Raw genomic sequence first — 18,213 nt, 5'->3', positions numbered from 1 at the left:
AAGGAGACCGACATGCGGAGGCTCATCGCCGTGCCGACGGTGCTGCTCGCCCTGGCCGCGGCGGGCTGTGGGGACGACGGCGGGGACCCGACGGCCGCGGCGTCGTCCGCGCCGGGCATCGGTCCGGGCCCGGACCGGACTCCGGGCGACGGCCCCGATTCCGCGTCCCCCACCGTCCCCGGGCAGCCGATGGACTGCGGCGCGCTCCCCGACGCGCTGGGCAAGGCGGGGGACGTCACCCTCTTCGCGGATCCCGGGGCCGGTGGCACGGTGGGCTGCGACGAGGCCCGCCAGGTGATGTCCGAGTTCTTCGTGCGGGCGCCGCGCGAGGCCCGGGACGACCGGGGCACCCTGGCCGTGCGGGGCTGGTTCTGCCAGTACGAGAGCGGCCCCACCGGCACCTGGATCACGACCTGCCGCAAGGACAAGCGGGAGATGCACACCGAGGAGCCGACCGATCCCCCCTCCGACCCGGGCCCGTCCGAGGAGCCCGGCGAACCCCGCGGGTCCCAGCTGCCCCCGGTTCCCGGTGAGCCCTCCGACCCGATGGACGAACCGTCGACGGAGGAGCTGTAGCCCCTCCGGCCGCCGGAGAAACCCCGGAGCACCCCGGGTCGCCCCGGAGACGACCCCTCAGGGCTGCTGCGCGTCCGGCTCCTCCCCCATCTCGTGGAACCACGTCGGCCCGGCCTCCAGCGCCCGCTTGATGCGGGTCAGCGCGTACTCCTCAAGCTCCGGCAGGGCGTCCACGGCGAACCAGCCCACGTCCAGCGACTCGTCGTCGTTGACCTTCGCCTCGCCGCCGACCGCCCGGCAGCGCAGCGTCACGTCCATGAACTGGCAGATATCGCCATTGGGGTAGTGGGTGGGCGGCATGGTCTCGATGAGAACGACGCGCTCGGCGACGACCCGCACCGCGGTCTCTTCGTAGACCTCGCGCATCGCGGTCTCGGCGGGCTGTTCACCGGGCTCGGGGATACCACCGATCACCGACCAGCCACCGGTGTCGGCCCGCTTGCCCAGCAGGACCCGGCTCTGGTCGTCGAAGACGACCGCGCTCACCCCGGGCAGCCAGAGCAGCTGCCGGCCGATGGAGCTCCGGAGGTCACGGATGAAATCGGGGGTTGCCATCCTCCGACCCTACGGGACACCCCCGGCGGAACCCCGGCCGTGGGACGTGCCGCGTGCGCGGCCCCGCCCGGCGTTCAGGCGCCTGCCGGGGTTCCCTTGCGCGGCCGCAGCCGGCCCCGGATCGCGCGGACGGCGCCCTCGGCGTCATCGACGGTGATGGTGAAGTCGCGTCCGTCGCCGAGCCGCACCACGACGCCCTCACCGCGGCGTACGACCACCGCCGTGCCCTGCTCGGGGCGCCAGCGGTAGCCCCAGCCGCCCCAGTGGCGTGGGGTGACCTGCGGGGTGAAGTCGGCGCCCACGACGGTGTCGAGGGGGATCCGGCGGCGTGGCACCCCTATATGGCCGCACCGCACCTCCAGACAGTCCTTGTCGACGCGTACCGCGACATGGACGTAGGCGAGCGTGCCGAAGAGCACCAGCAGGCCGACCGCGACACAGCCGACCACCGACATCACCAGGGGCGCGAGGCCCGCGGTCCAGCTGCTGTCGACGGCGAGCTCGATGCCCAGCGCCAGACAGCCCGCACCGACCGCGGCCAGCAGCCACTGGATGCGGTTGGTGGCACTGCCGTGCCAGACCTCGGGAATCTCTGCATGGGAGCCGCCGCTGGGGCGCGCTCCACTGTCGGCGCCATCGCTCGTGCCAGGGTCGTCGGGGGCTGCTGCCCCCTCGTGGGGGTGGTCCCTCATGAGACGCAGCGTACGCGTCTTTGCACGCTATGGCAGCGCGTCGGGCGGGGCATTCACGGCCCGGATTGCGGTGCCGCCGACACCATGCCTGACGTCAGCGGGGGGCGGCGGTGGCGACCCCGTCGGCCGCCGGAGCGCCCTCGGCGGAGGCCCCCGGGGCGATGTCCGTCGGGCTCTCGGCGAGCAGCCGGCCCTCGGCGTAGACGAGCGCCACGGCCGGCAGTCCGGCGGGACGGCCGCTGAGGATCACGCTGAGTGCGCCGGTCGGGGCGGCCGCCGGCGCCGGCTCGGCACCGATGCGGCGCAGCGCCTGGGCGGCGACCGCCTCGGCGGAGCCGTGCAGGACGAGGGCGGGGGCACCGGGCTGCTGGAGGGCGGCGCGGATCCGTTCGGCGACCAGCTCGTAGTGGGTGCAGCCCAGTACCACGCTGCGCACGTCCCGTGGGGTGCGATGCGCGGCGGCCGCGATGGCGTCGTCGATCGCCGCCTCGTCGGCGGCCTGGACCGCGTCGGCGAGCCCCGGGCAGGGCACGCCGGTGACCTCCACGCCTTGCCCGAACCGCTCGATCAGATCCCGCTGGTAGGGGCTGCCGGTGGTGGCGGGGGTGGCCCAGATGGCAACGGGGCCGCCGCCGGCCGCGGCGGGCTTGATGGCCGGGACGGTGCCGATGACCGGGACATCGGGCTCCAGTTCGGCGCGGAGCGCCGGCAGCGCATGCACGGACGCGGTGTTGCAGGCGACGATCAGGGCGTCGGGGCGGTGTGCGGCCGCGGAGCGGGCGACTGCCAGCGCATGTGCGGTGACATCGTCGGGGGTGCGGGGGCCCCAGGGCATCCCGTCGGGATCGGAGGAGAGGACCAGATCGGCGTCCGGCCGCAGTCGCCGCATGGCGGCGGCCGCCGCGAGCAGCCCGGTCCCGGAGTCCATCAGCGCGATCTTCACCCGGACACTTTACTCAGTCGCACGTCCGGCTTGTCATACCGGGCGCGGCAGCCGGGCGGCCCGCCGGGGCCACGGACGGGCGGCGGACGGTCTCCCGGCCCGTTGCCCTCGCGTACCGTCCCGCCCCTTCTCTCTCCGTCCCGCACCCTCTCGATCCGTTCCGTTCCGTCCCGGGACACCGCGTCGATCGCCGGTGTGTGCAGGTGGCGGTGCGGCAGACTGCGGCCGTGAGCGCGATGGAGTGGATCGGTACCGGGTCGCTGCTGGCCTGGGTGTGGCTGCTGCTGGGGCAGGGCTTCTTCTGGCGGACGGACGTACGGCTGCCGGACCGCCGGGATCCGGAGCGCTGGCCGTCGGTCGCGGTGGTGGTCCCGGCGCGGGACGAGGCCGCGGTGCTGCCGGACAGTCTGCCGTCGCTGCTCGGGCAGAAGTACCCGGGCCGGGCGGAGGTGTTCCTGGTCGACGACGGCAGTACGGACGGGACCGGCGCACGGGCCAGGGAGCTGGCGGCCGCGCGCGGGGGCCTGCCGCTGACGGTGTCCTCGCCCGGCGAGCCCGAGCCCGGGTGGACGGGGAAGCTGTGGGCCGTACGCCACGGGATCGCGCTGGCGCGGGAGCGCGTCGCACCCGAGTATCTGCTGCTGACGGATGCGGATATCGCGCATGATCCGGACAGCCTGCGGGAGTTGGTGGCGGCGGCCCGGTCGGCGGGGCTGGACCTCGTGTCGCAGATGGCGCGGCTGCGGGTGGTGACCTTCTGGGAGCGGCTGATCGTGCCGGCCTTCGTGTACTTCTTCGGGCAGCTGTATCCCTTCCGCCGGGTCAACCGTCCCGGGGCGCGCACCGCGGCGGCGGCCGGCGGCTGTGTGCTGCTGCGGCGGGAGGCGGCTGAGCGGGCGGGCATTCCGGAGACGATCCGGAATGCGGTGATCGACGATGTGACGCTGGCCCGTGCGGTGCAGCGCTCCGGCGGCAAGATCTGGCTGGGGCTTGCGGACCGGGTGGACAGCGTGCGGCCGTATCCGCGGCCGGCCGACCTGTGGCGGATGGTCTCGCGCAGCGCATACGCCCAACTGCGGCACCAGCCAATGCTGCTGCTCGGCACGGTCCTCGGTCTTGCGCTGGTGTATCTCGCGCCGCCCGTCGCGCTGGTGGCCGGACTGGCCGACGGCAATACGACGCTCGCCGCGCTCGGCGGGGCGGCCTGGGCGGTGATGTGCGGGACATATCTGCCGATGCTGCGCTACTACGGGCAGCCGCTGTGGTGGGCGCCGCTGCTGCCCTTCACCGCGCTGCTGTATCTGCTGATGACCGTGGACTCGGCGGTGGCGCACTACCGGGGGCGCGGTGCGGCGTGGAAGGGGCGGACGTACCCGGCGCCCTGAGCGGCGCCCCCGGTGCCGCCGTCACTTGCGGGCCGGTGACCAGTCCAGACCCCAGCCGTAGGCGTAGTCGACGGTGCGCTGTGGGCTGACGCCGGGCTCGGGAACGAGATAGCGGGCCTCGCGCTGGACGACGAGTTCGCTGCCGGTGTTGGTGATCAGGGCGAGCGCGCAGACGTTGGAGGGCACCGTGCAGGCGTCGAGCGAGAAGTCGACGGGGGCGCCGTGCTGGGGCTGGAGGGTGACCGTCGCGCTCAGGCCCTCGAAGCTGCGGGCGCCGGCGTAGACCGTCACGAAGATCAGGATGCGCTTGATGCGTGCCTGGTGGTCGAGGTTGATGGTCATGTTCTCGCCGGCCTCGGCGGCGCCGGTGCGGTCGTCGCCGTCGAGCTGGATGAACGGCGGGGCCTGCAGGGCGCCGAAGTTGTTGCCGAGCGGGTGGATCACACCGGCGGCGCCGTCGGTGAGTTCGTACAGCGCGCACAGGTCGAGGTCGAGCTCGCCGGAGGGGGACAGCAGCGCGCCGCGGGCGCCCACGGCCTGCATCGCCTTGCGGCCGAGCGTCTTGCCGAGCCGCTTGCCCGCCGAGCCGCCGCTCCAGTTGAGGTTCACCCGCATCGCCCCGGAGGTGCCGCCCTGCTTCGTCAAGGAGACGGCTGGGGCGTCCTTCGTGAGGGTGACTTTTGTCAGACGAACGGGAGGCGGCGCCGGGGCGGGCGCGGGCTGCCCCGGCGGAGGCGGAACGGACGCCGCCGGCTGCCCCGTCGGCAACGGCGGCGCGGGGGCCATGGGCGGCGGGGCCATGGGCGGCGCGGGCGCCGGGGGCGGCGGCGTGGGCATGGCGGGGGCCGGGGCCGGCGGCGTGGGCTGCGGCGGCGCCGGTTCGTCGACGCTGATGCCGAAGTCGGTGGCCAGTCCGGCGAGCCCGGTGTCGTAACCCTGCCCCACCGCACGGAACTTCCAGGCGCCCTGGCGGCGGTAGAGCTCGCCGAGCACGAAGGCGGTCTCGGTGCCGGCGTCCTTGCTGTCGAAGCGGGCGAGCTCGGCGCCGCTCGCCGTGTCCAGCACCCGGATGTGCAGCCCGGGGACGCTCCCGAAGGTGCCGCCGTCGGCGGAGGCGGCCAGCACCACCTTGTCGACGGCGGGTTCGACGGAGGCCAGGGCGACGGTCAGGGTGTCGGTCATCGCGCCGCCGGCCGGGCGCTTGCCGTCATGGCGTACCGCGCCGGAGGCGTGTGCGGCCTGGTTGTAGAAGACGAAGTCTCCGTCGTCCCGGACCTTTCCGGACACCAGCAGCAGGGCGGAGGCGTCCACGTCCGGTGTCCCCGGGGCCGCCTGCCAGCCCAGTTCCACCCGGACCTCCGGGGCCGGAACCGGAACATTGCTGCCCTTGAGCATCGACATCGCTGCGCCTTCCTTTCGTCCGCCGTGCCCCGTCACTGGTGGCACTCCCAACCTACTGGGCCCCCGCCCGTCCGAACGCCCCTTGTTCACCTGCGAGAAGCGGGGTCTTTACAGGATTCCTACGGGCGATCGCGACCGATTTCCACAAGTTCGCTCCCATTGGGGATCCACCACCGCTCCGAACACGCAAAACAACCCTCTTTCCAGGCTCCCCAATCGGCACATCGTGGGCTTAACTTATGAGGCATGACCTCCCCCCGCTCTACCTACGGCGGCTACTACGCTTCGCCTTCCTTCCCCGACACCCCGATCTACGACAGCCTCGTCGCCGAACGTGGTACGCCGCAGATCGCCCCGATCCGGGTGAACCCCTCCCCTTACGACACGGGCTCGTCCTATTTGCCGGCGCGCACCTCGGCACTGCCGGCACTTCCGGCCGCGCCTTCCTACCCGTCGCCTGCGCAGGGCTACCCGGGAGCGGCCGCACAGCCGGTCGCCCCGCTGCAGCAGGCTCCGGCGCCGTACATCCCGCAGCAGGCGGGCACCCGCGGCTATCCGTCCCAGCAGCAGCCCCAGCGCCCGCCGATGGGCACGGGGTATGAGGCGATGCGGCCGGCCGCTCCGGTCGCGCCCCGGCCGGCCTCGCCGTACGACGACCCGTACGGCCGGCAGTACCCGCGCGGGTACTGACCTGGGCGTCGGTCAACTGTCCGAGGCTGCTGGCAGGATGGACGGCATGCCGAAGCCTGCGCTCCAGTCGATCCATCTCTACCCGGTCAAATCCATTGCGGGGTCCGGTCCCGGCGAGGCGGTAGTGGAGCCGTGGGGGCTCGCCGGGGACCGACGCTGGCTGCTGGTGGACGCCGAGCGCAGGCAGATCACCCAACGACAGCAGCGGACGCTGGCATTGGCGCATGCCGAGGGGCTGCCGGGCGGCGGCCTCAGGCTCACCGCGCCCGGGAGGAGCCCGCTGACCGTCGAGGTGCCCGCCTCCGGGGAGACGATCCCGGTCGAGGTCTGGAAGGACGAGGTCGAGGCGGTGCCCGCGGACCCGGCGGCGGCCGAGTGGTTCGGCGGGTATCTGGGAGTCGAGTGCCGGCTGGTGTATCTCGACGCCCCGGAGAAGCGCCGCCCCGTCGACCCGCAGTACTGCGAGCCCGGTGACACGGTCAGTTTCGCCGACGGTTTCCCGCTGCTGCTGACCACCACCTCGTCGCTGGACGCACTCAACTCCCTCATCGCGCAGGGCGACCACGCCGACGAGGGGCCGCTGCCCATGAACCGTTTCCGGCCCAATGTGGTGGTGGACGGCACCGCGCCCTGGGCGGAGGACGACTGGCAGCGGGTCCGTATCGGCGACGTGGTCTTCGACGTGGCCAAGCCCAGCGCACGCTGTGTGGTCACCACCACCGACCAGCGCACCGCCGAGCGCGGCAAGGAGCCGCTGCGCACCCTCGCCCGGCATCGCCGCTTCGGTGACCGGCTGGTCTTCGGCCAGAATCTGATCCCCCGCGGCGCCGGCACGATCCGTATCGGCGACCCGTTCGAGATACTCGGCTGACGGGCCGGCGCGGCCGTTCGCCAACGTCGCGCCGTGGGCGTTCACGGCGGCCGCGGGCCGCCGCGGCCCGGTGACCACGGTCGGCGGTGAGCGCCCGACTCCGCCGACGGGAGCGGCCGACGGAAGACGGAGAGCTGGTGTCGATGTCTGCGAACGACACCGGGTGCGCCCGTCTCCTTCCCGTCCAGCATCTGCGGCCCGGGGACCACGCCTTTGTCAGCTACGGCGATGACGAGGTGCGCTGGGAGGTCGTCACGGCGTTCGTACGGCTCGGCCTGTCCCGCGCCGAGAGGGTGCTGGTGCTGCCCTGCCCCGGGGTGCCCGAGGACGAGGTACTGGCCAGGATCGATTTCCCCAGCCGCAGTACGGTGTCGGCGCGCGAGCGGGGCCAGTTGGTGGTGAGCAGCATGCATGAGGTGATCCGGCCGGACACGGAGTTCACGGCCGCGCGCCAGATGGGCCGGCTGTACGCGGAGACGGACCGGGCGACGGCCGAGGGGTACACGGGCCTGCGGGCGTTCATCGACATGGGCTGGGTGCGTGCGCTCGGCGCGGACCTCGGTGTGATGGCGTGCCGCGAGACCGGCGCGCAGGCGCTCTTCACCGGCCGGCCGTACACGGAGGTCTGCGCCTACGACCGCCGCCGGTTCGACCGCCCGCTGCTCACCGCCATGGAACGGGCGCATCCGTGCGCCCTCCTGGAACGCCTGGGCAGCCTGCGGTCACTGCGCGCCCCGGACGGCACGCTGCACTTCATCGGCGAGGCGGATGCCGCGAATCGGACCGCGTTCAGCAGAGCGCTGGAGATCGCGCTGGCGCAGACGGCACCGGCCCGGTGGCTCACGGTGGATCTGACCCGGCTGCATTTCCTGTCGGTCGGCTGCGCCGTCGGTCTGCTCACCCTGGCCCGCTGCGCCGCGGGCCACGATCTGGTCGAGGTGCGCTGCGACCGCGGGCAGCGCCGGCTGCTGCGACGGCTGGGTGCGGCGACGCTGCCGCGGCTGGCCCTGACGGAGGTGGTGCGGGCGTGGTGAGCCCCGATCCGGCCGAGCTGCCGGCGGAGGAGTCCGGCCGCCGGCTGTTGCAGCGGCGCTTCACCGCCCGGCTGCTGCCGCAGCTGCGGCTGCTGGTCGAGGAGTGCGCGGCCCGGGAGGGGCTGTGCGAGCCGCGGCGCGGCGAGTTCGTCCTGGCGGTGGACGAGATCGCCGGGAACGCCGTGGAGCATGCGGGCGGTTCGGGGCGGCTGGTGCTGCGGCGGGTGGGCGACGAGCTGGAGTGCCGGATCAGCGATGCGGGGCCCGGGTTCAGCGAGGAGGTGATCCCCGAGCTGCTGCCGGGCCTGGACGGTGCGCCGAAGGGGCGCGGGCTGTGGCTGGCACGGCTGGTGGCGGACCGTTTCGCGGTCGCCGAGGGAGCCCCGGAGACCGGCATGACGGGCGCCGTCGTGACAGTGACGGTACGGCTGCGCTGACCGCGGCGCCGGTCCCGCCGGACGCCGGACCAGGGGCCCAGGACACGTGCCATACGTCCGGTTGTCGCTCTTTGTACCGGGTGAAGTTGTTCTCTCTTCGCAGAACTCTCGCACGGAGCACCCCTGATGAGGTATCCACGGACTCGGAGAGGGGGCACGATGCGAGCGATGAGAGGCATATGGCGCTGGCGGCGCAATCCGCTGTGGCGCCGGACCGATCGGATCGAGGCCTGGGTGGCGCTCGCCGCCGCCGTCCTGGTCGCCCTCGGGGCGACGTCCGTGGGCCGGCTCGCCGGAGGGGCCACACACGGCGCACTGCTGGCGACCGTACGGATACAGCACCAGCAGCGGCATCTGGAGTGGGTGACGGTCGACCGGCTGGTCTCCCGGGCCCCGCTCGACCCCGATCCCGAGACCTCGTCGCAGCGCGATGCGCACCGCCGGGTCATCGCCCGCTGGACGGCCCCGAACGGCAGTGCGCACATCGGACAGCTCGCCGCGCCGCGTCCGGTGGAGACCGGTGAAAGGTTCCGGATCTGGACGGATGACCGGGGCCGGGTGGTGCCGCGGCCGATGGACGTCAGCACGGCGGGTACGCATGCGGTGCTGGCCGGTCTGGGCACCGCGGCCGGGGTCGGCATGATGATCGAGGGGGCCCGGCGGCTGGTCGTCTGGCAGCTGATGGTGCGTCGCTTCCGCCGCTGGGACGAGGAGTGGGAGCGCGCGGGCCAGGACTGGGGCCGGGCCGGCGCGGGGAGTTGAGAGGCTGCCTCTCCAGGCGGCTGACCGTGTCAACTGCCGCCCGCCCGGCGCGCTACGGTGGTGGCGCCAGCCTCTCGGCTGGGGCCCCGCAGACCAGAAAGCGGACATCCGCGGACGGATGGTGCCGGGCCGACAACAGCCGCACGAAGTGGGGGCACGACAGCGCCATGGCACAGGGCTCGGTCCAGGTGACGCACTCCGGAACGTCGCGTTGGCGGCGCCGCACAGGGGAGTACAGCTCGCTCGCCGCCGCCCTGGAGGCCGCCGGGGACGGGGATGTGCTGACCGTCCCGGCCGGTACCTACCGCGAGAATCTGGTCCTGGTGCGCGCGGTGACGCTGCGCGGCCCGGACGGGGCGCGCGGTTCGGTGCGGATCGCCCCGGCCGACGGGGTGGCGCTGACGGTACGCGCCTCGGCCAGCGTCCACGATCTGCATCTGGAGGCGACGGACTCGGCCTCGCCCGCGCTGCTGGTGGAGGACGGCGCCCCGGAGCTGACCGGCCTGCGGGTGGTGACCCGGTCCGCGTCCGGCATCGAGGTCCGCGGCGGCGCCCGCCCGACGGTGCGCCGCTGCACGGTCGACAATGCGGGCGGGGTGGGCATCAGCGTCCTGGACGGCGCGGGCGGCGTCTTCGAGGAGTGCGAGGTGGTGGCCGCCGGGCAGACCGGAGTGGCGGTGCGCGGCGGGGCCCATCCGCGGCTGGAGAACTGCCGGATCCACCATGCCTCGGGCGCCGGCCTGTCGGTCAACGGCGAGGGCAGCGCGGTCGAGGCGGTGGGCTGCGAGCTGTACGAGATCAAGGGCGCGGGGATCCAGGTGGCCGCGCGGGCCACCGGCCATCTCACGGACTGCACGGTGCACCGCACCTCCGCCGACGGTGTCACCCTGGACACCGATGCGGTGCTCACGCTCGCCGACTGCGACATCCACGACATCCCGGAGAACGCGGTCGATCTGCGGTCGCGTTCGGTGCTGACGCTGACCCGCAGCACGGTGCGGCACTTCGGACGCAACGGACTGTCCGTATGGGACCCGGGCACCCGCGTGGACGCCAACCAGTGCGAGATCCATGACAGTACGGGCGACTATCCGGCGGTATGGGTCAGCGACGGCGCCACCGCCCTGCTGGACTCGACGCGGGTGCACGACGTACCGGACGCCCTGTTCGTACTGGACCGGGGCTCCCGCGCCGACGTCGTGGACTGCGACATCGCGCAGGTCCGCAACACCGCGGTGTCGGTCAGCGACGGGGCGACCGTCCAGCTCGACGACTGCCGGATCCGGGAAGCGGCGACCGGGGCGTGGTTCCGCGACCACGGCAGCGGCGGCACGCTCGCCAACTGCACCATCGACGGTGCGCAGACCGGGGTGATCGTCACCAAGGGCGCGGACCCCACCATCGAGGGCTGCACGGTCAGTTCACCGGCCGAGGCCGGTTTCTACGTCTCCGCGGAGGGCCGCGGCACCTTCCAGGGCTGCCGGGTCACCGGGAGTTCGGGGTTCGGCTTCCATGTGATCGACGGCTGCCGTACGTCGCTGACGCGGTGCCGTACGGAGCGGTGTGCGCGCGGCGGCTACGAGTTCGCCGAGGGCGGCGCCGGGCAGGGCGACGGTCCGGCCGTCCAGGACTGCACCAGCGACGAGAGCCGCACCGTGCAGACGCCGGCCGCCGGAGCGGCGGCGGCCCCCGCGGTGCAGCAGGCCACGCAGACGGCGGGCCTGCTGGGCAACGTCCCGGCACAGGTCGCTCCGCAGACCGTCCCGGCGGCCGCGGAACCGGCCGTCAGCAGCCGGCCCTCCGACGAGGTGCTGGGCGAACTGGACACCCTCGTGGGGCTGGAGAGCGTCAAGCGTGAGGTGCGCAGCCTGATCAACATGATCGAGGTGGGACGCCGGCGGCAGGCGGCGGGGCTGAAGGCCGCGTCGGTGCGCCGCCATCTGGTGTTCACCGGCTCCCCCGGCACCGGCAAGACGACCGTGGCCCGGCTGTACGGCGAGATCCTGGCGTCCCTGGCGGTGCTGGAGCGCGGGCATCTGGTCGAGGTGTCCCGGGTGGACCTGGTCGGCGAGCACATCGGGTCGACGGCGATCCGTACCCAGGAGGCGTTCGACCGGGCGCGCGGCGGGGTGCTGTTCATCGACGAGGCCTACGCCCTCTCCCCCGAGGACTCCGGGCGGGACTTCGGGCGGGAGGCCATCGACACGCTGGTGAAGCTGATGGAGGACCACCGGGAAGCGGTGGTGGTGATCGCGGCGGGTTACACCACCGAGATGGAGCGCTTTCTGGCGGTCAACCCCGGTGTGGCGTCACGTTTCTCACGCACCATCACCTTTGGCGACTATGCGCCCGAGGAGTTGCTGCGGATCGTCGAGCAGCAGGGCGAGGAGCATGAGTACCACCTCGCCGAGGGGGCCGGCGAGGCGCTGCTGAAGTACTTCACGGCGTTGCCCAAGGGGCCGTCGTTCGGCAACGGCCGTACCGCACGGCAGACCTTCGAGGCGATGGTCGAGCGGCACGCGGGGCGGGTGGCACAGCTGACCGCCCCGAGCACCGACGACCTGACCCTGCTCTACGCGGACGATCTGCCCGAACTCCCCTGAGCGGGACGCTCGTCCGGGCAGTCCTCAGCAGCGGCATCGCGGCTCGACCGGTCATCAGCGGGCCGCTGTCCCGGCAGGTCAGGGCCGAGCTGGGCGATCAGCTCGGCGCGCACCCGGTCGAAGACCGGGTCGGCCTGGTAGTCGCCGTGGCCCAGAATCTGGGCGGGCAGCGGATTCTGCAGGGTCCGGCCGAAGGCGAGCGGGTCGCGCAACGGTCCCTCGTCGATCCGGCGGCCGTCGTCACATGTGAGCCGGATCGGGCCGCCGATGGGGTCGGTGAAGCGCCACAGATTGCGCCAGTCGTCCATCTCGCGGTGCAGTCCGGTCAGCGCGGGCGGCCCGAAGAAGGCGGGGAACCAGCGTCCGTAGAGCCGCTCCAGGGGACTGCCGTACGTCAGCAGTGCGACCCGGCTGCGGGTGACCAGGTCCAGCTGCCAGACGGCGGCTGCCGCCAGCACACTGCCCTGGGAATGCCCGGAGAGCACCAGCCGGCCGTCGAACCGCTCGGTCCAGGTGGCCATCCGCCAGGTGAGGTCGGGGACGGCGCGCTCGGCGTAGCAGGGCGGTGCGAAGGGGTGGGCGGCGCGCGGCCAGAACGTACCGACGTCCCAGAGGATGCCGATGGTGCGGCGGGCGGAGTGGTCACGGTAGGCGCGCCGGCCCATGGTGATCAGCAGTATGACGCCGGCGCTCATCAGCCAGGAGCCCAGGGATTCCGCGGTCGCGGCGGCGGCGTGCACGACCGGCGGCGCGCCTTCGGTGGCGCGGCCCGGCGCCCGGTCGCTGAGCCAGGCGCCGGCCACCGCGCCGGCGCCGAGGACGAGGGTGACGGCGGCGGTGGCCGCGACCAGGACCGGTGCGGAATCGGTGAGTCCGGCGCCGGCGATGGTGCCGGCGATCCGCTTCGTACGGCGCTCGTCGGGGTGCTCGCGCGGGTCATAGAGCCCGGGGACGTCCTTGGCCACCCGGCCGCGGACGACCACCACGCGGACGGCCGCGAGCAGGACGACGATCGCGACGACGACCAGCAGGACGGGAAGGACCGAGGCCTGCCAGGACAGCAGGACCGGTGGCCCGGGGATGGGAGCGTGTGCCTGGCCGGGGGTCGCGCCGCCGTCCAGCCAGTCCGCGAAGCGCTGGGCCACTCCCCCGGACAGCACCCCGCCGACCGCGCAGGCCAGCAGAGCCACGGCGGGCCCGCCCATGCCGCGCAGGGCGGTACGGGCGTCGTCGCGGGCGGCGCGCTGCAGGACCCAGGCGGTCAGCGCCAGCGCGAGGACCAACAGGCCCTGGAAGACGGCGATTCCGCCGAAGGCGGCGGCACCGGGCAGCGCGCCGTGGCTGTGCGAGCCGGGGCGCGCCCAGCCGGTGTGCACGACGATCAGCGCCAGCACACCGAGGGAGGCGAACGGCAGCGCCCGGACGACCAGATGGTCGGACTCGTCGTCCGGTGCGGCCTCGCTGCGGGCGGTGCGCCAGACGACCACCACGGTGGCGGCGGCGAGCAGGATGACCAAGGCGGTCAGGGCCCGGCCGATGACCGCGAGGGCGGTGTGGCCGCCGTCGCTCCCGTCCTCCTGGGCGCCGGCCGCGAGGAGTACGGCGGCGATGGTCAGCACACCGGCCGTGGTGTGGGCGGCGCGCAGCCGGGCGACCAGCCGGCGGCCGTACCAGAAGCCGTCGCGGCTGAGCGCGGTGCGTTCGGCGACCGGGGTGCCGCGGGAGGTGCCGGGCAGCCGGGGCGGCGGTGAGGCGGATTCGTAGGCGCTCCAGGTGCGGCGGGAGAGCCACCACAGGAAGCCGACGACGAGCAGCGGCACCATGGAAGCGAGCGCGAGACGGCGCCCCGGGGCGCTCCACCAGCCGGAGTTGTCGGGGCTGAGGAAGCCCATCCAGGATTTGCCGGCGGCGCAGGCGGTGGAGCCGGCGCACTGCCAGGCCGTGAGGTCGAGGGCGACCTCGCAGGCCGCGGCGGCGAGCAGGACGGTGAGGGTGAGGGCGAGGATGCGTACGAGAAGGTCGTAGATCCGCTGGGCCGGGTGCTCGGACGGGGCGGCCGGGCGCATCCAGTGGGCGAGGTTGGCGACCATGAAGGGCACCAGGACCAGCCACAGGGCGCGGGCTCCGTTGCCCGAGGTGAGGTTGGACCAGCAGTACGCCTCGCGGACCGGTTCGCCGCGGTAGTCGTCGGGCCGCTGCTCGGCGTCCGCGTCGTCCGTGCGGCGGTAGCAGGCGGCGGTGTCGTCGCCGGTGATGAGCTGGACGCGTGGGTCGCCGAGCATTTCCTGTGCGGTGGTGCCGCCGACGCCGTGCACCAGCAGCTCCAGGGAGAGTTGCGGTGCGGTGGCCGGTGGCCCATCTGCGGTGCTCTCACGGTCCGTTGAGCGCGCGTGCGGTGTCGGGTCCGCGGTCTCCACTGTTGTCCCCCGTAGTGATGCTCTGTGGTTGTGCCTGTGGTCGTGCCTGTGGTTGTGCCTGTGGTTGTGCTCTGGAGTCGTGTCCGGCAGTCGTGTCCGGTAGTCCGTGCGACGCCGTGCGGTGTGACGCTCCAGGATTGTCCCTTCCCCTGGGAGGCGCATCCAGCACCCACTCCGGGGTCTGTAGTTGCGCGTGGTTCTGCGGGGGGGGGAGGGTGAGGCGGCTTGGGGGCGGTGCGCGGGGGGATCTGGCGCACCGGTGACCGGCTCCCGGCGACCGGCTCTCCCTCCCCCTCCCGGCCGGTTCCCCTCTTCCCACCCCCGAACCCACCCCCACCCCCGCCCCCTCCCCCGAAGGGGGAGAGGGGGAGGGGGCGGGGGAGCAGCCGCGCCACCACCAGCAGACGCTTCCGCGCCACCACCAGCAGACGCTTCCCCCGTCACCCACAGACGCTTCCCCCGTCACCAGCATCACTGTCAGCACCTCGTGCGAGGATGAGGGCACCAGTGATCGCAGGCGGCAGCCAGCGCGTACGACCCGACACAGCGAGCCGGGGCGGAAGGGACGGGCCGGGGTGAGCGACAACCAGAACCTCCTCGCGGAGCAGCGACGGGCCCTGATTCTCGACGAGATCAGGCGGCGCGGAGGGGTGCGGGTCAACGAACTCACCCGCAAGCTGAACGTGTCCGACATGACGGTCCGTCGCGATCTGGACGCGCTGGCCCGTCAGGGCATGGTGGAGAAGGTGCACGGCGGCGCGGTGCCGGTCAGCGAGCCGAGCGCGCACGAGCCCGGTTTCGAGGCGAAGTCGGCGCTGGAGCTGAGCGCCAAGGAGGACATCGCCAAGGCGGCGGCCGAGATGGCGGCACCGGGCAGCGCAATCGCGCTGGCGGGCGGCACGACCGCGTTCGCGCTGGCGCAGCAGTTGCTGGATGTGCCGGATCTGACGGTGGTGACGAATTCGGTGCGGGTGGCCGATGTGTTCTACGGCGCCCAGCGGGCGGCGGCCAGCGGTGGCGCGGGGCCCCGCGCGGGCGCCGCGACGGTGGTGCTGACGGGCGGGGTGCGTACGCCGTCGGACACCCTGGTGGGCCCGGTGGCGGACGCCGCGATCCGGTCGCTGCACTTCGATGTGCTCTTCCTCGGGGTGCACGGCATATCGGTGGAGGCGGGGCTGTCGACACCGAATCTGGCGGAGGCCGAGACCAACCGGCATTTCGTGCGGTCCGCGCGCCGGGTGGTGGTGGTCGCCGACCACACCAAGTGGGGCACGGTCGGCCTGAGTTCGTTCGCGACGCTGGATCAGGTGGAGGTGCTGGTGACGGATGCCGGGCTGTCCGCCGAGGCGCGCGCGGAGTTCGCCGAGCTGCCGCCGGAGCTGGTGGTGGCGGGCGAACGGCCGGCCGACGCAGACATCTGACGGCCCGCCAGCTATGGTGAGCCGCGCAGGCCCGCCGACCGTCCCGTAGGGGGTGCTCGTCCCATGGCACGCCGACTCCGCCCCGTCGAGCTCGACTTCGCCGAGTCCGCCCCGCTGCGGCTGGTGTTCGCCGCGGAGATCGCCGCGCCGCCGGAGGCGGTGTATGCGGCGCTCGCGGACGATGTGGCGGGCTGGTCGTGCTGGTTCACGGGCGTCGCGCGGTCGGCGCCGACGCACGGCGGCAAGGGCCGGGAGGTGCGGCTGACCGGCGGCACCCGCTTCGCGGAGACGGTCCTGGCGGCCGAGCCCGACGTCCACTACGCCTACCGGGTCGACGCCACCAACGCCCCCGGTCTGCGGGCCCTGTTGGAGGAGTGGCGGCTGGCGCCGGCGGGCAGCGGCACCCGGCTGCGGTGGACGTTCGCGGCGGACGGTCCGGCGCCGTTCCGCTTTGTGCTGACGCTGGCCAGGCCCGGTCTGGGCCGCGCCTTCCGCGAGTCGGCGCGGGCCCTGGACCGCAGGCTCGCCCGGGCCTGAGGCGGCGCCGGGCCCCGCGGGCCGGTCCGACGGCTCAGGCCGGCCAGGAGCCGGTGGCCAGGAACGCGTCGAGGGTGCGTGTGTAGGGCGTGATGTCCAGCCCCTGGGAGGTCAGCCAGTCGTCGGAGTAGTACTTGTCGAGGTAGCGGTCGCCGGGGTCGCACAGCAGGGTGACGACGGATCCCCGACGGCCCTCGGCGACCATCTCCGCGACGATCTTCAGGGCGCTCCACAGCCCCGTCCCGGTCGAGCCGCCCGCCTTGCGGCCGATCGCGGCCTCCAGGGCGCGTACGGCGGCGACACTGGCCGCGTCCGGCACCTTCATCATCCGGTCTATCGCGCCGGGTACGAAGCTCGGCTCCATACGGGGCCGGCCGATGCCCTCGATGCGGGAGGCGGTGGCGCAGTCGGTCTTCGCGTCGCCGGTGAGCCAGCCGTCGAAGAAACAGGAGTTCTCCGGGTCGGGGACACAGACGCGGGTGTCGTACTGCATGTAGTGGACATAGCGGGCGATGGTCGCGGAGGTGCCGCCGGTGCCCGCGGTCGCCACGATCCAGGCGGGCTCGGGGTAGCGTTCGAGCCGCAGCTGCTGGTAGATCGACTCGGCGATGTTGTTGTTGCCGCGCCAGTCCGTGGCCCGTTCCGCGTAGGTGAACTGGTCGATGTAGTGACCGCCGGATTCGGCGGCGAGCCGGGCGGAGACCTCGTAGACGGTCCGCGGGTCCTGCACCAGATGGCAGCTGCCGCCATGGAACTCGATCAGCCGGGTCTTCTCGCGGCTGGTGGTGGCCGGCATCACCGCGATGAACGGCACTCCGATGAGCGAGGCGAAGTACGCCTCGGACACGGCCGTGGAGCCGCTGGAGGACTCGATGACGGGCTTCCCGGGGCGGATCCAGCCGTTGCACAGCCCGTAGAGGAACAGCGAGCGGGCCAGCCGGTGCTTGAGGCTTCCGGTGGGGTGCGTCGACTCGTCCTTGAGGTAGAGGTCGATGCCCCACTTCTCGGGCAGCGGGAAGCGCAGAAGGTGGGTGTCGGCGGTGCGGTTGGCATCCGCCTGGACCTTACGGACGGCCTCTTTGAGCCAGCTTCGGTAGGCCGGATCCGTGCGGTCGATATCCACGGTCGGTATCCGGGCCTCGGCCGCGGCCTCATGGTCGGGCCGGCTCTGCGGCTGCTGTGCGATGCTCACCGGCGCGCTCCTCAGGGGTTCGGAAGCCCGCGCACACCCGCGGGCAGATTACGACTATAGCGACCCGCCGCACGCTTCTCACCTGCATAAACATCACTTTGGGATACCCCAAGGACGTCGTGGGACAGGGCCCGTCACGCGCCGTGCGCGCCGGGGGGCACTGGTGCACCGGGCGCCGCACCGGCAGACTCCCCCCAAGGGGCGGTGGAGGGCAGCTGCCCGTCTCACCGAGGAGGTGCCGGCATGGCGGAGGCCGAGTTCAACGCGACCGGCGTACGGATCGAGCGGTGGCTGCGGTCCTTGACCCGCGCCGGACAGGTCGTCATCAGAGACGGCAGACTCGTGCTGCTGACCAGCTACGGCACGGAGATCGACAGCGCCCCGCTGCAGGCCGTAGAGGCCCATAAACCGCTGTTCGCGGCGCGGGACCGGGCGCTCGCCACGCTCAACGGCCACCGCTATTCGCTGACCCTGGGCACCCCGGAACTGTTCTTCAAGGCCCTGGAGGCGGCGCGTCCGCCCCACCCCTGACGCCCTCCTCCGGACGTGGAGGTGCGGTTGCGGGAGCGCACCGGCTGCATGACCCTGGACTCGTATCACTGAGGGTTCACCAGCGGTGACGCTTTGGTGTAGTCGGCATCGCTGGATCCGATCTTCGCCCCTGCCCGGTGAGAGGGGCGCCCGGCCTCATCAGGGA

Annotated in this window: 17 protein-coding genes; 11 read left to right on the top strand and 6 right to left on the bottom strand. The window is 73.1% G+C overall.

Translation table 11 applies throughout. From position 1 onward, the window contains the following. Positions 1 to 12 precede the first annotated feature (12 nt). Positions 13 to 576 (top strand): hypothetical protein, encoded by a 564-nt coding sequence (locus tag ACGFWI_RS23325; protein WP_393907921.1) that lies wholly within the window; start codon positions 13 to 15, stop codon positions 574 to 576. Positions 577 to 633: 57 nt separating this feature from the next. Here the strand turns inward: ACGFWI_RS23325 and ACGFWI_RS23320 are convergent, their stop codons facing one another. From ACGFWI_RS23320 to ACGFWI_RS23310, 3 genes are all read right to left on the bottom strand, one after another. Next, the gene (locus ACGFWI_RS23320) at positions 634 to 1,131 is read right to left on the bottom strand and encodes an NUDIX domain-containing protein (protein ID WP_393907920.1); all 498 of its coding nucleotides are present in this window, start codon (positions 1,129 to 1,131) and stop codon (positions 634 to 636) included. Between the two features lie 74 nt (positions 1,132 to 1,205). Beyond that, on the bottom strand, positions 1,206 to 1,823 hold the full coding sequence (locus ACGFWI_RS23315; protein ID WP_393907919.1) for a hypothetical protein: 618 nt from the start codon (positions 1,821 to 1,823) through the stop codon (positions 1,206 to 1,208). A 94-nt stretch (positions 1,824 to 1,917) separates the two neighbouring features. Further along, positions 1,918 to 2,766, bottom strand: a complete 849-nt coding sequence (locus ACGFWI_RS23310; RefSeq protein WP_393907918.1) for a glutamate racemase — start codon at positions 2,764 to 2,766, stop codon at positions 1,918 to 1,920. Positions 2,767 to 3,002: 236 nt separating this feature from the next. Between ACGFWI_RS23310 and ACGFWI_RS23305 the strand changes: the two genes are divergently transcribed. Then, positions 3,003 to 4,151, top strand: coding sequence for a glycosyltransferase (locus tag ACGFWI_RS23305; RefSeq protein WP_393908052.1), 1,149 nt, complete (start codon positions 3,003 to 3,005; stop codon positions 4,149 to 4,151). Between the two features lie 21 nt (positions 4,152 to 4,172). On the opposite strand, the gene ACGFWI_RS23300 is transcribed toward ACGFWI_RS23305, so the two are convergent. Then, positions 4,173 to 5,552: a TerD family protein gene (locus tag ACGFWI_RS23300; RefSeq protein WP_393907917.1), complete on the bottom strand. Its 1,380-nt coding sequence runs from the start codon at positions 5,550 to 5,552 to the stop codon at positions 4,173 to 4,175. A 246-nt stretch (positions 5,553 to 5,798) separates the two neighbouring features. Here ACGFWI_RS23300 and ACGFWI_RS23295 point away from each other — a divergent pair, with 246 nt between their 5' ends. The 6 genes from ACGFWI_RS23295 (at position 5,799) to ACGFWI_RS23270 (ending at position 11,949) form a co-directional block, all read left to right on the top strand. Continuing rightward, a complete protein-coding gene (locus ACGFWI_RS23295) occupies positions 5,799 to 6,242 on the top strand; it encodes a DUF6643 family protein (RefSeq protein ID WP_393907916.1) in 444 nt (147 codons plus the stop codon). A 46-nt stretch (positions 6,243 to 6,288) separates the two neighbouring features. Continuing rightward, positions 6,289 to 7,113: an MOSC domain-containing protein gene (locus ACGFWI_RS23290; RefSeq protein ID WP_393907915.1), complete on the top strand. Its 825-nt coding sequence runs from the start codon at positions 6,289 to 6,291 to the stop codon at positions 7,111 to 7,113. A 143-nt stretch (positions 7,114 to 7,256) separates the two neighbouring features. After that, positions 7,257 to 8,147 carry an MEDS domain-containing protein gene (locus ACGFWI_RS23285; RefSeq protein WP_393907914.1) on the top strand — a complete coding sequence of 297 codons (891 nt, stop codon included), beginning with the start codon at positions 7,257 to 7,259 and terminating at the stop codon, positions 8,145 to 8,147. Further along, a complete protein-coding gene (locus ACGFWI_RS23280; protein ID WP_393907913.1) occupies positions 8,141 to 8,584 on the top strand; it encodes an ATP-binding protein in 444 nt (147 codons plus the stop codon). Before ACGFWI_RS23285 ends, ACGFWI_RS23280 begins: the two co-directional genes overlap by 7 nt. A 168-nt stretch (positions 8,585 to 8,752) precedes the next feature. After that, positions 8,753 to 9,346, top strand: coding sequence for a hypothetical protein (locus ACGFWI_RS23275; protein WP_393907912.1), 594 nt, complete (start codon positions 8,753 to 8,755; stop codon positions 9,344 to 9,346). Positions 9,347 to 9,513: 167 nt separating this feature from the next. After that, a complete protein-coding gene (locus tag ACGFWI_RS23270) occupies positions 9,514 to 11,949 on the top strand; it encodes a right-handed parallel beta-helix repeat-containing protein (protein WP_393907911.1) in 2,436 nt (811 codons plus the stop codon). Here ACGFWI_RS23270 and ACGFWI_RS23265 read toward each other — a convergent pair. Beyond that, positions 11,919 to 14,366 (bottom strand): hypothetical protein, encoded by a 2,448-nt coding sequence (locus tag ACGFWI_RS23265; protein ID WP_393907910.1) that lies wholly within the window; start codon positions 14,364 to 14,366, stop codon positions 11,919 to 11,921. The genes ACGFWI_RS23270 and ACGFWI_RS23265 overlap by 31 nt on opposite strands. A 575-nt stretch (positions 14,367 to 14,941) precedes the next feature. Here ACGFWI_RS23265 and ACGFWI_RS23260 point away from each other — a divergent pair. After that, positions 14,942 to 15,787, top strand: a complete 846-nt coding sequence (locus tag ACGFWI_RS23260; RefSeq protein ID WP_393907909.1) for a DeoR/GlpR family DNA-binding transcription regulator — start codon at positions 14,942 to 14,944, stop codon at positions 15,785 to 15,787. 63 nt (positions 15,788 to 15,850) lie between these two features. Then, a complete protein-coding gene (locus tag ACGFWI_RS23255) occupies positions 15,851 to 16,324 on the top strand; it encodes an SRPBCC family protein (protein WP_393907908.1) in 474 nt (157 codons plus the stop codon). Between the two features lie 34 nt (positions 16,325 to 16,358). On the opposite strand, the gene ACGFWI_RS23250 is transcribed toward ACGFWI_RS23255, so the two are convergent. After that, entirely contained in the window at positions 16,359 to 17,516 is a 1,158-nt protein-coding gene (locus tag ACGFWI_RS23250; protein WP_393907907.1) for a PLP-dependent cysteine synthase family protein, read from the bottom strand. Between the two features lie 243 nt (positions 17,517 to 17,759). Between ACGFWI_RS23250 and ACGFWI_RS23245 the strand changes: the two genes are divergently transcribed. Then, positions 17,760 to 18,047: a hypothetical protein gene (locus ACGFWI_RS23245; RefSeq protein WP_393907906.1), complete on the top strand. Its 288-nt coding sequence runs from the start codon at positions 17,760 to 17,762 to the stop codon at positions 18,045 to 18,047. Positions 18,048 to 18,213: the final 166 nt, after the last annotated feature.

Origin of the sequence: Streptomyces sp. NPDC048434 (assembly GCF_043200375.1) — a bacterium.
In the GTDB taxonomy this organism is placed as follows: domain Bacteria; phylum Actinomycetota; class Actinomycetes; order Streptomycetales; family Streptomycetaceae; genus Streptomyces.
Note: the sequence above shows the minus strand (reverse complement) of the source record. Positions and strands in the feature narration are given on the sequence as shown.

Excerpts from the sequence above, each read along its gene's own strand:
- ACGFWI_RS23305 (WP_393908052.1), top strand. The coding sequence starts at position 3,003 with ATGGAGTGGATCGGTACCGGGTCGCTGCTGGCCTGGGTGTGGCTGCTG.
- ACGFWI_RS23245 (WP_393907906.1), top strand. The coding sequence starts at position 17,760 with ATGGCGGAGGCCGAGTTCAACGCGACCGGCGTACGGATCGAGCGGTGG.
- ACGFWI_RS23285 (WP_393907914.1), top strand. The coding sequence starts at position 7,257 with ATGTCTGCGAACGACACCGGGTGCGCCCGTCTCCTTCCCGTCCAGCAT.
- ACGFWI_RS23275 (WP_393907912.1), top strand. The coding sequence starts at position 8,753 with ATGAGAGGCATATGGCGCTGGCGGCGCAATCCGCTGTGGCGCCGGACC.
- ACGFWI_RS23290 (WP_393907915.1), top strand. The coding sequence starts at position 6,289 with ATGCCGAAGCCTGCGCTCCAGTCGATCCATCTCTACCCGGTCAAATCC.
- ACGFWI_RS23300 (WP_393907917.1), bottom strand. The coding sequence starts at position 5,552 with ATGTCGATGCTCAAGGGCAGCAATGTTCCGGTTCCGGCCCCGGAGGTC.
- ACGFWI_RS23325 (WP_393907921.1), top strand. The coding sequence starts at position 13 with ATGCGGAGGCTCATCGCCGTGCCGACGGTGCTGCTCGCCCTGGCCGCG.
- ACGFWI_RS23295 (WP_393907916.1), top strand. The coding sequence starts at position 5,799 with ATGACCTCCCCCCGCTCTACCTACGGCGGCTACTACGCTTCGCCTTCC.
- ACGFWI_RS23255 (WP_393907908.1), top strand. The coding sequence starts at position 15,851 with ATGGCACGCCGACTCCGCCCCGTCGAGCTCGACTTCGCCGAGTCCGCC.
- ACGFWI_RS23315 (WP_393907919.1), bottom strand. The coding sequence starts at position 1,823 with ATGAGGGACCACCCCCACGAGGGGGCAGCAGCCCCCGACGACCCTGGC.
- ACGFWI_RS23270 (WP_393907911.1), top strand. The coding sequence starts at position 9,514 with ATGGCACAGGGCTCGGTCCAGGTGACGCACTCCGGAACGTCGCGTTGG.
- ACGFWI_RS23320 (WP_393907920.1), bottom strand. The coding sequence starts at position 1,131 with ATGGCAACCCCCGATTTCATCCGTGACCTCCGGAGCTCCATCGGCCGG.